The following is a 12,869-nucleotide window of genomic DNA, read 5'->3' on the forward strand; positions in this document are numbered from 1 at the left end:
GAATCACCGCAATGATGCTGGCCGGTTGCGCCTCGGCATCCGCTGAGCCCGACTCCGGCGGGGCCACGGGCGACGATCTCACCGAGGTCCGCCTCGGATACTTCGCGAACGTCACGCACGCACCGGCCCTGGTCGGCCTCTCCGAGGGCCTGTTCCAGGATGCTCTCGGCGACGTCGATCTGAAGACCGAGGTGTTCAACGCCGGCCCCGCCGCGATCGAGGCGCTCTCCGCCGGCGCGATCGACGCGACCTACATCGGCCCGAACCCGTCGATCAACACGTTCATCCAGTCCGGTGGAGAGTCCGCCCACATCATCGCGGGCGCCACGTCGGGTGGCGCAGCGCTCGTGGTCCGCGACGGCATCGAGACGCCGGAAGACCTCGAGGGGACCAACATCGCCTCCCCGCAGCTCGGCAACACGCAGGATGTGGCGCTGCGCAGCTGGCTCGCGGAAGAGGGCTTCGAGACCTCGACTTCGGGTGGCGGCGACGTCACCATCACGCCGACCGAGAACGCCCAGACGCTGACCCTGTTCCAGGACGGGCAGCTCGACGGTGCCTGGCTGCCGGAGCCCTGGGTCTCGCGACTGGTCGTCGAGGCCGGAGCGCACGTGCTCGTCGACGAGAAGGACCTCTGGCCCGACGGGAACTTCCCGACGACCGTCCTGCTGGTGCGCGCGGAGTTCGCCGAGCAGCACCCCGACGTCGTCGAGGAGCTGCTCCAGGGGCACATCGCCGCCGTGACCTGGCTCGACGAGAATGCCGAGGAGGCCCCGGCCGTCATCAACGACGCGCTCGAGGAGGCGACCGGTAAGAGGCTCTCGGACGAGGTGCTCGCCCGTGCCCTCGAGAACGTGACGTTCACGGTCGATCCGCATGCGGAGGCCTTCGAGACGCTCGTCGAGGACGGTCTCGCCGCCGGGACGCAGAAGGAAGGCTCGATCGACGGGCTCTTCGACCTGCGCGCACTGAACGCCCTCCTCGAGAAGGACGGAGCGGAGCCCGTCTCCGCCGCCGACCTCGGGGAGGAATGATGACTGCGCCCGCGGGGAAGACGGTGGATGCGGAGGTGCCCGTGACCAGGCTGACGCCGAGCTTCGACAGCGTCGCACCGGTCGCGGCGCCGGCGCCCGCCGTCGACCCCGCGGTGCGCATCTCGAACGTCACGAAGCGCTACGGATCGGGACCGGTCGTCCTCGACGACGTCTCGCTCGACATCGCCCCCGGCGAGTTCGTCTGCCTGCTCGGCGCCTCCGGCTGCGGGAAGTCCACGTTGCTGAACCTCATCGCCGGACTCGAACCGGTGACCGCAGGATCCATCGGCACGCCGGCCGGCGGCGCCGCGGTGATGTTCCAGGAGTCCGCGCTGATGCCCTGGCTCACTGCGCGCCAGAACGTGGAACTCGCGTTGCGCCTTCGTGGCGTCGCGCGCCGCGAGCGCCGCGAGGAGGCCGAGCGTCTGCTCGGCACCGTGAACCTGTCGGAAGCGGCGGACAAGCGCCCGCACGAACTCTCCGGCGGTATGCGACAGCGCGTCGCCCTGGCCCGCGCCCTCGCCCAGGACCGTTCCGTACTGCTCATGGACGAGCCCTTCGCAGCCCTCGACGCGATCACCCGCGACCTCCTGCACGAGGAGCTCGAGCGCGTGTGGCGGGCCACCGGCCGCACCATCGTGTTCGTCACCCACAACGTGCGCGAGGCTGCGCGCCTCGGCCAGCGCGTCATCCTGCTCTCCAGCCGCCCCGGCCGGGTGGCCGGGGAATGGAAGGTCGCCTCGACCCGCGGCCGGCGCATCGAGTCGCCCGAGGTGGCGGCGCTGGCCACCGAGATCACCGCCGAGCTCCGGAAGGAGATCCGCCGCAATGCCTCCTGAAGCCGCATCCGTCGCAACGAACGAGACCGTCGAGAACGACGACCTCGCCACCCTCTCCGCCGGCCTCGATCGCCTGCAGTCCGACACCGCACCGCAGAGGTCGCTCTGGCGTGACGTGCTCGGCAAGACCCTGCCGCCGGTGGGGCTGCTGATCGCCCTGCTCGCCGTGTGGCAGCTGTACATCGTCGTCGCGAACCCCCGCCCCGACAAGGCACCGAGCCCTGCGGCGGTCGCCGGCGCCCTCGGCGATTCCTGGGAGTCGGGCCGCCTGCAGGAGGCGGTGACCACGAGCCTCGAGCGCGGCGTCATCGGGTTCCTGATCGCGATCCTCGTCGGCACCGCGCTCGGGATGCTGCTCGCCGAGTGGAAGCTGCTCCGTCGCGCCGCCGGCCCGCTGATCTCCGGCCTCACGGTGCTGCCCTCGGTCGCCTGGGTGCCCGCTGCGATCATCTGGTTCGGGCTCAGTGATGCCACCGCCTACTTCGTCATCCTGATGGGCGCCATCCCCTCGATCGTGAACGGGCTCCTCTCCGGCATCGATCAGGTGCCGCCGCAGTTGCGCCGAGTCGGCATCGTGCTCGGCGCGAGCCGCTGGCAGCTCGCGACCTCGGTCACTCTGCCCGCGGCCCTCCCCGGCTACTTCGCCGGCCTCAAGCAGGGCTGGGCCTTCTCCTGGCGGTCGCTGATGGCGGCTGAGATCATCACCAGCGGGGGAACGATCGGCTTCGGCCTCGGCACGATGCTCAACCAGTCACGCGAACTCGCGGATCTCGCCGGCGTGCTCGCCACGATCCTGCTCATCCTCGCGATCGGCATTCTGATCGAACTGGCACTGTTCGGCCCGATCGAGCGGCGGATGCTCCGCAACCGCGGCCTGATGCTGGGCGGCTCACGATGACCGGCCGGGTCACGCTCGTCGGGGCAGGTCCCGGCGACGCCGGGTTGCTGACCCTCCGCGGGTTCCGAGCCCTGCAGGAGGCCGACGTCATCGTCGCCGATCGGCTCGGTGCGCGCACCGTGCTGGAGCAGCTCGTCGACGAGGGCGAGCAGATCGACGCCGAGGTGATCGACGTCGGCAAGCTGCCAGGACACCACCCGGTTTCGCAGGACGGCATCAATGCGCTGCTCGTCGAACTCGCCTCCGCAGGGAAACGCGTCGTGCGACTGAAGGGCGGAGACCCGTTCGTGTTCGGCCGCGGCCGCGAGGAGCAGCTGTTCTGCGAGGCAGCCGGAATCCCGGTCGAGATCGTTCCCGGCGTCACCAGCGCCGTCTCCGTTCCGGCCGTGGCCGGAATCCCGCTCACCCATCGCGGCATCGCTGCATCGTTCACCGTCGTCAGCGGCCACGATCAGATCGAGCAGGTCACGGGCGGCGGTGACCACACCGTCGTGCTGCTGATGGGCGTGGGTACGCTCGCGCACTCCGCGCATGTGCTCGCCACCGGTCCCCGCGGCGCGGACTGCCCGGTCGCGATCATCGAAGACGGCTTCGGCGAGCGGCAGCGGATCACCGTCGGCACACTCGGCACCATCGCGCACCTCGCTGCGGCTCGCCAGGTGCGCTCCCCCGCCGTGGTCGTGATCGGCGACGTCGTCAGATTGAGCCCGGATGCGGCATCGCTCGCCTCCGCGGCCGTTCCGGCGGCACCGGATGCTGCGCCTTCGCCGCGCCCGCGCTGGGCGGACGCCCTCGACGCCGGCCTCGCCGTCGACACCGGCCTGATCCAGGCGGTCGAATCCACCCTCGATCAGCGTCCGGACGACGGCATCCGCCCCTCCTTCTCCTCCTTCTTCTCGCGCACGCGCTGAGCCCGCAGACCGAAAGGCCTCCTTCGTCATGACCTCCTCCTCTCCCACCCTGCGCGTCGCCATCGTCGGGGCCGGCCCCGCAGGCATCTATGCCGGCAATCTGCTCGCCGGCGCTGTCGCGGCTCTGGACGGCCGCGTCGAGATCGACCTCTTCGAGTCGCTCCCCGCGCCCTACGGCCTCATCCGCTACGGCGTCGCCCCCGACCACCCGCGCATCAAGGGCATCGTCAACTCGCTGCACGAGATGCTGGATGCCTTCCCCGCGGCATCCGACGACGAGCCTGCGGCGACCCGGCGCACCATCCGCTTCATCGGCAACGTCGAGGTCGGTCGCGACATCTCCATCGACGAGCTGCGCGAGCGCTACCACGCGGTGATCCTCGCGACCGGCGCGATCCGCGATGCCGCGCTCGATGTCCCCGGTGTCGATCTGCCCGGGTCGTACGGCGCCGCCGACTTCGTCGCCTGGTTCGACGGACACCCCGATGTCGCGCGCACGTGGCCCCTCGACGCCTCCTCCGTCGCGGTCATCGGCAACGGCAACGTCGCGCTCGACGTGGCCCGCGTTCTCGCCAAGCACGCCGTGGATCTGCGCACCACCGAGGTGCCCGACAACGTGCTCGAAGGCCTCGAGTCGTCGGCTGTGACCGACGTGCACGTGTTCGGCCGACGCGGCCCTGCCGACATCAAGTTCACGCCGATCGAGCTGCGCGAGCTCGGCGAGGTGAACGACGTCGACATCGTGCTCTACGAGGAGGACTTCGACGACGTCGACCCGGCAGCCGCATCCACCAACCAGCTGAAGGTCATGCTGCGCACCCTGAACGGCTGGCGCGAGCGGCCGCAGACCGGGGCTTCGCGCCGACTGCACCTGCACTTCTGGCATGCTCCCGTCGAGATCACGGGTGAGGATCGGGTCGCCGGCATCCGCTTCGAGCGCACCGCACCGGGTCCCGACGGTTCACTGGTCAGGACGGGCGAGATCCGCGAGTACCCGATCCAGGCTGTGTACCGCGCCGTCGGCTACTACGGCACCCAGGTCGCCGGAGCGCCCTTCGACCCGGCTCGCGGCGTCGTTCCGAACGAGGGCGGCCGAGTCGTCGGCGAGCCCGGTCTGTACGCGACGGGCTGGATCAAGCGCGGGCCGGTCGGGCTCATCGGCCACACGAAGTCCGATGCACTCGAGACGATCTCGAACCTCGTGGCGGATGCCGAGGCAGGGCTGCTGACCGCGCCGGCGGACGCGGACGACGTGCTCGCAGTCCTGGACGAGCGCGAAACCGCGTACACGACGTGGGACGGCTGGCTCGCCCTCGACGCGCACGAGCGCCACCTCGGCGAGAACCACGCGCACACGCGCGAACGCGTCAAGGTCGTTCCCCGCGAGGAGCAGGTGGCGGTGTCCCGCGACGGAGCGCTGGTGCGATGACGTATGTGATCGCTCTGCCGTGTGTCGATGTGAAGGATCGTGCCTGCATCGACGAGTGCCCCGTGGACTGCATCTACGAAGGGGAGCGGTCGCTGTACATCCATCCGGATGAATGCGTGGACTGCGGTGCCTGTGAACCGGTGTGCCCGGTCGAGGCGATCTACTACGAGGACGACCTGCCCGAGGAGTGGGCGGACTACTACAAGGCGAACGTGGAGTTCTTCGACGAGATCGGCTCTCCGGGTGGTGCGGCCAAGACCGGCGTCCTCACCTTCGACCACCCCATCATCGCCGCCCTCCCGCCCCAGGACGGCGAGCATGGCTGAGACGGCCGCGGCGGAGGTGCCACCAGGACCTGCCGCCGACGCGGCCCGCGAGTACGACGTGCTCATCATCGGCGGCGGGCCGGCCGGCCTGTCCGCCGCGCTCAACCTCGGTCGATCCCTCGTGCGGGTGCTGCTCGTCGACGCCGACCGCCCGCGCAACGCCGCCACTCTGACTTCGCACGGCTTCCTCACCCGCGACGGCGTGCCGCCGCACGAGCTGCGCCGCCTCGCCAGGGAGGAGCTCGCCGCCTACCCGAACGTCGAGGTGCGCACGCGGGTGCGGGTCGCGTCGCTCACGAAGACGGATGCCGGATTCGCCGCCGCCATCGGCCGGCGCGAACCCACCGAGGTCGTCTCGACACGGTCGGTGCTGCTCGCCACCGGCCTGCGCGAGACGCTGCCCGATGTGCCGAACCTGCGCGGCTTCTACGGCATGAGCCTGTTCAGCTGCGCGGCCTGCGATGCGTGGGAGCTGCGCGGCCGGAGGCTGGCTCTGATCGGCGAATCGGCCGATCTCGCCGATCGCGCGCGGCTGATCGGACGCTGGACCGAGAGCCTCACGGTGTTCACGAACGGCGCCGACACGGTGACCACGACCGAGGAGGCGGAGCTCGCGGCGGCCGGCGTGGCCGTGCAACGGCATCCGATCGTCGAGCTCGTCGGCGACCGAGGCCGGCTCGAGGCCGTGCGCCTCGCCGACGGAGGTGAGGTCGTGCTCGACGGCGGTTTCGTGCGGCCACTCTGGGAGGCCGACCTGTCGTTCCTCGACGGCATCGCGCCGCCGCTCGACGGCGCCGGCCACCTCCTGACCGATCGCTCCGGACGCACCGGCGTGACGGGCCTGTATGCCGCGGGTGACGTCGCCGCGCCGGGACCGCAGCAGCTCATCGTCGCGGCCGGCGCCGGGGCGCGGGTCGCCGCGGTGATCGTGCACGACACGATCGGCGTCGCGACGGCGCATTGACGAGGCACTGATCTCCGGCACCCGGGGCTATGCTGACCGGCATGACGCGCACCGCTGAGGTCACATCGACGTTCCGCCTCCTCGCAGGGGCCGCGGTCATCGCGGTGGCGCTGCCGCTCAGCGGATGCCTGCTGCCGCCTCCTCCCGCCGATCCGGCGCCGGTCGAGGAGCCGGCGGATTCGCCGGAGCCGAGCGACGAGCCCGCCGAGGCGGGCGGGGATCTCCCCGACGGCCTGTCGTTCGACCAGGGCCAGGAGCTCACCGAGACCGCGTACATCGAGTGGGGCGACGGGCTGATGACCGACGACGGCTGGACCGTCGTCGCCCCTGACAACGGCGACGGCGGCTGGACGTACGGCACCGCCGACGGCGCCTGCACCGCCCGGTTCTGGCAGGGATACATCGCGGATGTCCCCGTCACCGCCGGCGACGACAGCGCATCGTCGGATGCGATGCTCGCCGCCCTGCTGCAGAGCGATGCGGCCACGATCACGCCGGCCGCGACCACGGGCGAGTTCAACTACCAGATCAGCGGGAGCGGCGGCGTCGAGAACCGTCAGGTGCTGGGCGTGGAAGGCGAGCGGTCGTGGATCATGTCGGCCCGGGCGTTCACGCGCACCGGTGTCGGCGTGTACCTCATCGTGGATTGCACCGGCGGCGACGCGAACGCGGTGCTCGCCGAGGTCATCGACAAGAACGCGATCGTCGTCTCCCCCTGATCCCCGCTCTACTTCCCGCCGGGAGGTCCCGCCAGCAGCAGGATGACGTAGAGCGCCACGATGCCGACGGCGAGGAGCGCTCCGAGCATCCACGGGCGGCGGAGGAACCACCGCATCAGCCGGTCGTACCAGAGGCGGTCGCGCGAGTCCTCGCTCTCCTCCAGGCGCCACGCTCCGCGCAGCCGCCCCGTGCGGTGCAGCCAGATCTCCATCGGGATGGTCGCATACGGCACGATCGCACTCGCGACGGCGAGGACGGCGACGCCCGCCCGCCAACGCTGGTTGACGGCGACGAGCACCGCGGTCGCGGCATACGCGAGGAACACGAACCCGTGGATGCCGCCGCCGATCGTGACCACGACGCCGGGGGCGCCGAGGGCGCGGGCGATGATCGCCGAGATCAGAATGGTCCAGGTGATCGCCTCCGCGATCGCGAGAACACGGAACAGGCGGTCGGGCGTACGGAACACAGGACTCCTCGGGTCGTTCTGCCCAGCGTAGAAGACCGAGCTATGCGCACGCCGGAATACCCGCCGCCGGCCCGGCGTTCCCTCAGTCATGGCGACAGTCGACCCGGATGCCCTCACCCAGGTGCTCGGCTCCGTCGACCTCCGTGTCGGCGTGGCCAGGCGGTTGCGCCTGGAATCGGGCGCCCTGTTGCCGCTCGCACCCGGTGCGGCCAATCTCGTCTACGTCGCCGAGGGCGGCGTGCACGGCCACCCGCCGCTGAGCACCGGCTGCCGTCTCGATGTGGACCGCACCTCGCACCTGGTCGCGGTCGACCTGAGCGGGGACCGCGAACGACTCGTCGCCGGAGACGCGTTCCTGACACTCGGTGATCGGCCTTACGCCCTCGAGGCAGACGCCGACTCCGTGCTGATGGTCGTCGACCTCGAGCTCTCGGATGCGACGGCGCAACTGCGCACCGTGCTGCCGGCGCACATCACGGTGACCGGGTTCGATGCGCTCGAGCCCGCCGCCGCCGCCCTCGCCGAGAACATGGGCGGCCAGGTCGGCGCTGATGCGTGCCCGGTGCGCCAGGGCGACCCGCTCATCTGCCGGATGATGGCGACGACGGTACTACTCTCGGTCATCCGGGCCTGGGCGGAGAACGGATGCGCTCCGGAGGGGTGGCCGTCCCTGTCGAACGATCCGTTCCTGGACCGTGTCGTCGATGCGATCCATGAGGAGCCCGGCCGGGACTGGACCGTCGAGCGCCTCGCGAGCGTCGGCGCGATGTCGCGCTCGGTGTTCGCCGAACGGTTCCGCAGCGCACTCGGCCGGTCTCCGGCGGACTATGTCACCGAGGTGCGCGTCGACGCCGCGAAGCGGATGCTGGATGCCGGTGACCCCGTCTCGGCGATCTCCCGCGAACTCGGCTACGCCTCGGACGAGGGCTTCAGTCGCGCCTTCCGCCGCCGCACCGGCCTGACGCCCTCCGCGTGGCGAATGGCGCACCGCACCGCCGTTCCGGCGTAACCCCGGCATCCCATCGCAAGAACCCAGACGATCCGCGATCGTCTGGGTTCTCCGGCGTGCCGACCGGCCGGGCGCCCCTCAGGCCCTGGTGCGGTTCGACAGCCCGAACAGCACGGCGCCGACCATGAGCACGGCCGCACCGACGATGTACACGAGCTCGACGCCGAGGGTGTCGACGAGCAGTCCGCCCACCCCGGCCGCGACCATGATCGCGCCCTGGAAGCCCACCACGACGAGGCTGCCGCCGGCCTCGAGTCGATCCGGCATCCGGTGCCCCACCCAGGTGTTGACGACGATCAGCCATGAGGCGAAGAAGAAGCCCCACACGGTCACGACGATCCCCAGCCCGACGACCGTGCCCGAGAGCAGCAGCATCGCCGCGACGGAGACCCCGATGACGACCGGTGCGAGCACGGCGAAGAACTCGAAGGAACGGTCGATCACGATGCCGATGACGATGTTGCCGACGAGGCCGCCGGCGCCGAAGAGCGCGAGCAGCACCACGATCGTGGAGGCGTCGACGTCGGGGATGCGCTCCAGCGCCAGCCGCACGTAGGTGTACGCGAGGAAGTGTCCCAGTACCACGAGCACGTGGCCGATGAGGCCGAGCCCGACACCCGGACGGCGCACGGTGTCGACGAGCAGGCGGATGCTGGATGCCTGCGCCGCGGGCACCGAAGGCAGCAGCGTGCGCAGGCCGACCGCGAGCAGCCCGGTCGCGACACCGGCCACGGCGAAGACGACGCGCCAGTCGGCGATCTCCGAGAGCATGACGCCGAGAGGCACGCCGGCCACTGTCGCCAGCGACGCACCGGCCGAGGTGAACATCACGGCGCGACCGAGGCGCTCCGGCCCGGCGATCCGGACGGCGACCGTGATCGACATCGACCAGAATGCGCTGATCGCCGCACCCAGCAGGAACCGGGCCAGCAGCACGATCAGGAGATTGGGTGAGACGGCGACGATGAGGTTCGACACCGCGGCGGCGAGCGCCATCCACACGAGCAGCGACCGGCGATCGAGGCGAGGGAAGATCAGTCCGACCGTCGGAGCGACGATGAACCCGACGAGCGCGGTGACCGTCACGGTCTGCCCGGCCTGCCCTGGCGTGACGCCGAGCGCCGCCGCCATCTCGGTGAGCATGCCGTTGGGGAGGAACTCGGCGGTCACCAGCAGGAAGCTCATCAGCATGACGACGATGAGCCCGCCATAGCGGATCCTCTCCGCACGGCTGGCGGGAGTGGTGGGAACGGGAGCGGTGATCGTCATGGTTCCAGACTGGCAGCGGTCGGATGCTGCGACCCGACCGGTCGTCCACCGAATCCGACCATTCGTCCGTGGACCGCTGCTCTTCTGGCGCGGGCCCGCTCTGGACACCCGGCCCCGGCAGGGCCTAGGCTCGACGACGCACCGGGATGCGCCCGGAAGGTCAGAGCGAGAGGAGCCGAAGACATGAACACCGTCTTTGTCGCGCCGCTCGCCGACATCCTTCCCTGAGGCCACCGCCTGTGGCCTCCTCTCCTGGAGCCACACCTTGTCTGAATTCTCTGCGTCCTTCGACGCATCCCCTTTCGAAACCACTCTCGCCTTCGCCGACGTCGAACCCGGCGAAGGTCAGCGCTGGACCACCTGGCCGTCGGTCACCCCGACCGAGCGCGGGCCGGAGCCCCGGCCCTCGTGGGTCGTGACGTCGGCCGGCGCACTCGACACCGAGTTCGGCATCCTCAAGACCGGCAAGGAAGCCGATGTCTTCCTGCTCGAGCGGGCCGTTCCCGACGACCCGGCGCAGCGCACCCTGCTCGCCGCCAAGCGGTATCGCGGCAGCGACCACTCGAGCTTCCACCGTTCGTCGGTGTACACGGAGGGGCGCAGCACGCGGAACACCCGCGATGCGCGTGCTCTCGCGAAGAAGTCGGGCCACGGACGGGAGGTCGCCGCCATCCAATGGTCGTTCGCCGAGTTCGAGGCGCTCTGCCGGATGTGGGAGCTGGGCGCACCGGTGCCCTATCCCGTGCAGGTCAGCGGCACCGAACTGCTGATGGAGTTCATCGGAGACGCGAACGGCACCGCTGCTCCGCGTCTCGCGCAGATGCGCAGCGACCGCGCCGAGCTCGCCGGCTTCTATGCGCAGATCGCCGAGATCATGCGGGTCTTCGCCGCGGCGGGTTTCGCGCACGGCGACCTGTCCGCGTACAACCTGCTCGTGCACGAGGGCCGGGTGCGCGTCATCGATCTGCCGCAGATCGTCGACATCATCGCGAACCCGCAGGGGCTCGACCTGCTGCACCGCGACTGCGTGAACGTCTGCGACTGGTTCACCCGCCGCCGCGTGGACTGCGACGCCGAAGAGCTGTTCGCCGAACTGCTCGCCGCGTCGTACACCTGACCCCCGGCATCCCACCACCGTTCCCGTCGCGAAAAGACCCGGTATCCGGCCGCGATACCGGTCTATTTCGCGACGGGAGCAGATCCGTCGGGGCCTGATTCAGACTCCCGGATGCGCGCGGAGCTGCTCGATCTCTTCTCGGTTGACCTCGGCCGCGCGCGCGAAGAGGTCGTTCGCGAACGCGAGCTGTTCGTCGCTCAGGGTTTCCAGGTATGCGTTCCAGCGGGCCCCCACACGGCCGTAGACCGCGCCGAATCGCGCGAAGACGGCCTCTGGATCTGCCGTGACGATGACCCGGCGCCGATCGTTGGGGTCCCGGTCGCGCGAGACGTAGCCCTGGCGCTCAAGGCGGTCGATGACCGTCGTGATCGCGCCGCCTGCAGTGAGTCCGGTGCGCTCGGCGAGTTCGCCGGGAGTCGCCGGGCCTTCACTGATCAGCAGGCCCGCGCATTGGAGGTCGGTGCTGTTCACTCCGCCCCACTTGGCGACGGCGTCCTGGAACAGAACCGCGCGAGCCATGAACTCCCGCATCACCTCACCCGCGCGCTCCAGTTCGCTCGCACGCGTTGACGAATCGGTCATCTCCGGATACTCTCTCTAAATTAGAGAGGCTCGATCATCGAGACTCTCATCATCAGTCTACCGAGAAGAGGATCCCATGCCCCGCGCGCTCATCATCGGAGGTGGCGTCGCCGGACCGGCGACCGCCCTCTTCCTGCGTCGTGCCGGCTGGGAGGTCGAGATCTTCGAGGCCGCCGCCGAGCCCGACGCCTACGCCGGGCTCTTCCTCAACGTCGCCACCAACGGGCTCGCCGTACTCGAGCAACTCGGTCTCCGCGACCGGCTCGTCGCGCAGGGTCACCCCGCGCCGGAGATGGTCATGTGGTCGAGCACGGGCAAGCAGCTCGGCATCGTTCCGAACGGACCGGTGCGTGAACCCGGCCGCGGCGGCGTGGTCGTGCGCCGCAGCATCCTCCACAGCGTCCTGCGCGAGGCCGCCCTGGCCGCCGGCATCCCCTTCACCTTCGGTACCCGCCTCGAACAGATCGAAGAGTCGGGTGCCACGGTGCGCGCCACGTTCGCCGATGGGCGCAGTACGACCGGCGACGTGCTGATCGGCGCCGACGGCGTGGGGTCGCGAACACGCCGCCACATCGACCCGGACGCGCCTGAGCCACGATTCTCCCGTCTGGTCGGGCTCGGCGGGTTCGCCCGAGTGCCCGGCCTCGCTCCGACGCCGGGTGCCCAGCACATGGTCTTCGGCCGCCGCTCGTTCTTCGGGTACCTCGTGCGGGAGGACGCAGAGGTGTACTGGTTCGCGAACGTCACGACGAAGGAGGGCGATCGCGCCGATCTGCGCACCATATCCGGCGAGGAATGGCTTGCGCGACTGCGTGACCTGCATGCCGACGATCCCCACCCTGTCCCGCAGATCCTCGCGCACACCGCGGGCGACTTGCGCGGCTATCCGATCGAGGACCTCCCGCGCGTACCGCACTGGAGCCGCGGCCGCGTCGTCGCGATCGGGGATGCTGTGCACGCGATCTCACCGAGCGCGGGCCAAGGAGCGTCCCTCGCGCTCGAGGATTCGATCACGCTCGCCCGCTGTCTGCGGGACGCCGAGGCCACGACCGCATTCGCCGAGTACCAGCGGCTGCGCCAACCGCGCGCTGAGGCCGTCGTCCGCTACGCCGAGGCGATCAACAAGCAGAAGCGCGTCACCGGATCTCGGCTCGGCATCGCCATACGCGACGCGATGCTGCCGGTCTTCCTGAGGAGAGCACGCGACGACACCCGCAACGACTGGCTGTACAACCATCACGTCACCTGGAACGAACGCACCCTCGAAAGCGGTCGGTAGTTCCCCGAATGACCAGCCGTCGC

The 12,869-nt window shown here is 70.2% G+C and carries 14 protein-coding genes; 11 read left to right on the forward strand and 3 right to left on the reverse strand.

Translation table 11 applies throughout. The features are described 5' to 3' along the window. Positions 1-11: 11 nt before the first annotated feature. From CUR96_RS11380 to CUR96_RS11415, 8 genes are read left to right on the forward strand one after another with little or no spacing between them, the layout of a single operon-like run. Positions 12-1,034: an ABC transporter substrate-binding protein gene (locus tag CUR96_RS11380; protein ID WP_102193971.1), complete on the forward strand. Its 1,023-nt coding sequence runs from the start codon at positions 12-14 to the stop codon at positions 1,032-1,034. Next, positions 1,034-1,873 carry an ABC transporter ATP-binding protein gene (locus tag CUR96_RS11385; protein WP_102193434.1) on the forward strand — a complete coding sequence of 280 codons (840 nt, stop codon included), beginning with the start codon at positions 1,034-1,036 and terminating at the stop codon, positions 1,871-1,873. The genes CUR96_RS11380 and CUR96_RS11385 overlap by 1 nt, the downstream gene beginning before the upstream one ends. Beyond that, complete coding sequence (locus CUR96_RS11390) at positions 1,863-2,771, forward strand: ABC transporter permease (protein WP_102193435.1); 909 nt, start codon at positions 1,863-1,865, stop codon at positions 2,769-2,771. The genes CUR96_RS11385 and CUR96_RS11390 overlap by 11 nt, the downstream gene beginning before the upstream one ends. Next, positions 2,768-3,682 carry a uroporphyrinogen-III C-methyltransferase gene (cobA, locus tag CUR96_RS11395; RefSeq protein ID WP_102193436.1) on the forward strand — a complete coding sequence of 305 codons (915 nt, stop codon included), beginning with the start codon at positions 2,768-2,770 and terminating at the stop codon, positions 3,680-3,682. Before CUR96_RS11390 ends, cobA begins: the two co-directional genes overlap by 4 nt. A gap of 28 nt (positions 3,683-3,710) precedes the next feature. After that, complete coding sequence (locus tag CUR96_RS11400; protein WP_102193437.1) at positions 3,711-5,111, forward strand: FAD-dependent oxidoreductase; 1,401 nt, start codon at positions 3,711-3,713, stop codon at positions 5,109-5,111. Beyond that, positions 5,108-5,437: a ferredoxin gene (gene fdxA, locus CUR96_RS11405; protein WP_102193438.1), complete on the forward strand. Its 330-nt coding sequence runs from the start codon at positions 5,108-5,110 to the stop codon at positions 5,435-5,437. The genes CUR96_RS11400 and fdxA overlap by 4 nt, the downstream gene beginning before the upstream one ends. Beyond that, positions 5,430-6,401 carry an NAD(P)/FAD-dependent oxidoreductase gene (locus CUR96_RS11410; protein ID WP_102193439.1) on the forward strand — a complete coding sequence of 324 codons (972 nt, stop codon included), beginning with the start codon at positions 5,430-5,432 and terminating at the stop codon, positions 6,399-6,401. The genes fdxA and CUR96_RS11410 overlap by 8 nt, the downstream gene beginning before the upstream one ends. A 41-nt stretch (positions 6,402-6,442) precedes the next feature. Next, positions 6,443-7,120 (forward strand): hypothetical protein, encoded by a 678-nt coding sequence (locus tag CUR96_RS11415; RefSeq protein WP_146008153.1) that lies wholly within the window; start codon positions 6,443-6,445, stop codon positions 7,118-7,120. An 8-nt stretch (positions 7,121-7,128) separates the two neighbouring features. On the opposite strand, the gene CUR96_RS11420 is transcribed toward CUR96_RS11415, so the two are convergent. Continuing rightward, positions 7,129-7,590 carry a DUF3817 domain-containing protein gene (locus CUR96_RS11420; protein WP_102193441.1) on the reverse strand — a complete coding sequence of 154 codons (462 nt, stop codon included), beginning with the start codon at positions 7,588-7,590 and terminating at the stop codon, positions 7,129-7,131. An 88-nt stretch (positions 7,591-7,678) separates the two neighbouring features. Here CUR96_RS11420 and CUR96_RS11425 point away from each other — a divergent pair, with 88 nt between their 5' ends. Further along, positions 7,679-8,599, forward strand: a complete 921-nt coding sequence (locus tag CUR96_RS11425) for a helix-turn-helix domain-containing protein (protein WP_102193442.1) — start codon at positions 7,679-7,681, stop codon at positions 8,597-8,599. Positions 8,600-8,677: 78 nt separating this feature from the next. On the opposite strand, the gene CUR96_RS11430 is transcribed toward CUR96_RS11425, so the two are convergent. Continuing rightward, positions 8,678-9,868, reverse strand: coding sequence for an MFS transporter (locus CUR96_RS11430; RefSeq protein ID WP_102193443.1), 1,191 nt, complete (start codon positions 9,866-9,868; stop codon positions 8,678-8,680). A 265-nt stretch (positions 9,869-10,133) separates the two neighbouring features. On the opposite strand from CUR96_RS11430, the gene CUR96_RS11435 reads away from it, so the two are divergent. Next, complete coding sequence (locus CUR96_RS11435; protein ID WP_102193444.1) at positions 10,134-10,985, forward strand: serine protein kinase RIO; 852 nt, start codon at positions 10,134-10,136, stop codon at positions 10,983-10,985. A 99-nt stretch (positions 10,986-11,084) separates the two neighbouring features. Here the strand turns inward: CUR96_RS11435 and CUR96_RS11440 are convergent, their stop codons facing one another. Continuing rightward, positions 11,085-11,567, reverse strand: coding sequence for a MarR family winged helix-turn-helix transcriptional regulator (locus tag CUR96_RS11440; protein ID WP_102193445.1), 483 nt, complete (start codon positions 11,565-11,567; stop codon positions 11,085-11,087). A 76-nt stretch (positions 11,568-11,643) separates the two neighbouring features. Here CUR96_RS11440 and CUR96_RS11445 point away from each other — a divergent pair, with 76 nt between their 5' ends. Beyond that, positions 11,644-12,846 carry an FAD-dependent oxidoreductase gene (locus CUR96_RS11445; RefSeq protein ID WP_102193446.1) on the forward strand — a complete coding sequence of 401 codons (1,203 nt, stop codon included), beginning with the start codon at positions 11,644-11,646 and terminating at the stop codon, positions 12,844-12,846. Positions 12,847-12,869: the final 23 nt, after the last annotated feature.

Origin of the sequence: Microbacterium aurantiacum (assembly GCF_002872075.1) — a bacterium.
Taxonomy (GTDB): Bacteria; Actinomycetota; Actinomycetes; order Actinomycetales; family Microbacteriaceae; genus Microbacterium; species Microbacterium aurantiacum_A.

Excerpts from the sequence above, each read along its gene's own strand:
- CUR96_RS11380 (WP_102193971.1), top strand. The coding sequence starts at position 12 with ATGATGCTGGCCGGTTGCGCCTCGGCATCCGCTGAGCCCGACTCCGGC.
- CUR96_RS11385 (WP_102193434.1), top strand. The coding sequence starts at position 1,034 with ATGACTGCGCCCGCGGGGAAGACGGTGGATGCGGAGGTGCCCGTGACC.
- CUR96_RS11390 (WP_102193435.1), top strand. The coding sequence starts at position 1,863 with ATGCCTCCTGAAGCCGCATCCGTCGCAACGAACGAGACCGTCGAGAAC.
- cobA (WP_102193436.1), top strand. The coding sequence starts at position 2,768 with ATGACCGGCCGGGTCACGCTCGTCGGGGCAGGTCCCGGCGACGCCGGG.
- CUR96_RS11400 (WP_102193437.1), top strand. The coding sequence starts at position 3,711 with ATGACCTCCTCCTCTCCCACCCTGCGCGTCGCCATCGTCGGGGCCGGC.
- fdxA (WP_102193438.1), top strand. The coding sequence starts at position 5,108 with ATGACGTATGTGATCGCTCTGCCGTGTGTCGATGTGAAGGATCGTGCC.
- CUR96_RS11410 (WP_102193439.1), top strand. The coding sequence starts at position 5,430 with ATGGCTGAGACGGCCGCGGCGGAGGTGCCACCAGGACCTGCCGCCGAC.
- CUR96_RS11415 (WP_146008153.1), top strand. The coding sequence starts at position 6,443 with ATGACGCGCACCGCTGAGGTCACATCGACGTTCCGCCTCCTCGCAGGG.
- CUR96_RS11425 (WP_102193442.1), top strand. The coding sequence starts at position 7,679 with ATGGCGACAGTCGACCCGGATGCCCTCACCCAGGTGCTCGGCTCCGTC.
- CUR96_RS11430 (WP_102193443.1), bottom strand. The coding sequence starts at position 9,868 with ATGACGATCACCGCTCCCGTTCCCACCACTCCCGCCAGCCGTGCGGAG.
- CUR96_RS11440 (WP_102193445.1), bottom strand. The coding sequence starts at position 11,567 with ATGACCGATTCGTCAACGCGTGCGAGCGAACTGGAGCGCGCGGGTGAG.
- CUR96_RS11445 (WP_102193446.1), top strand. The coding sequence starts at position 11,644 with ATGCCCCGCGCGCTCATCATCGGAGGTGGCGTCGCCGGACCGGCGACC.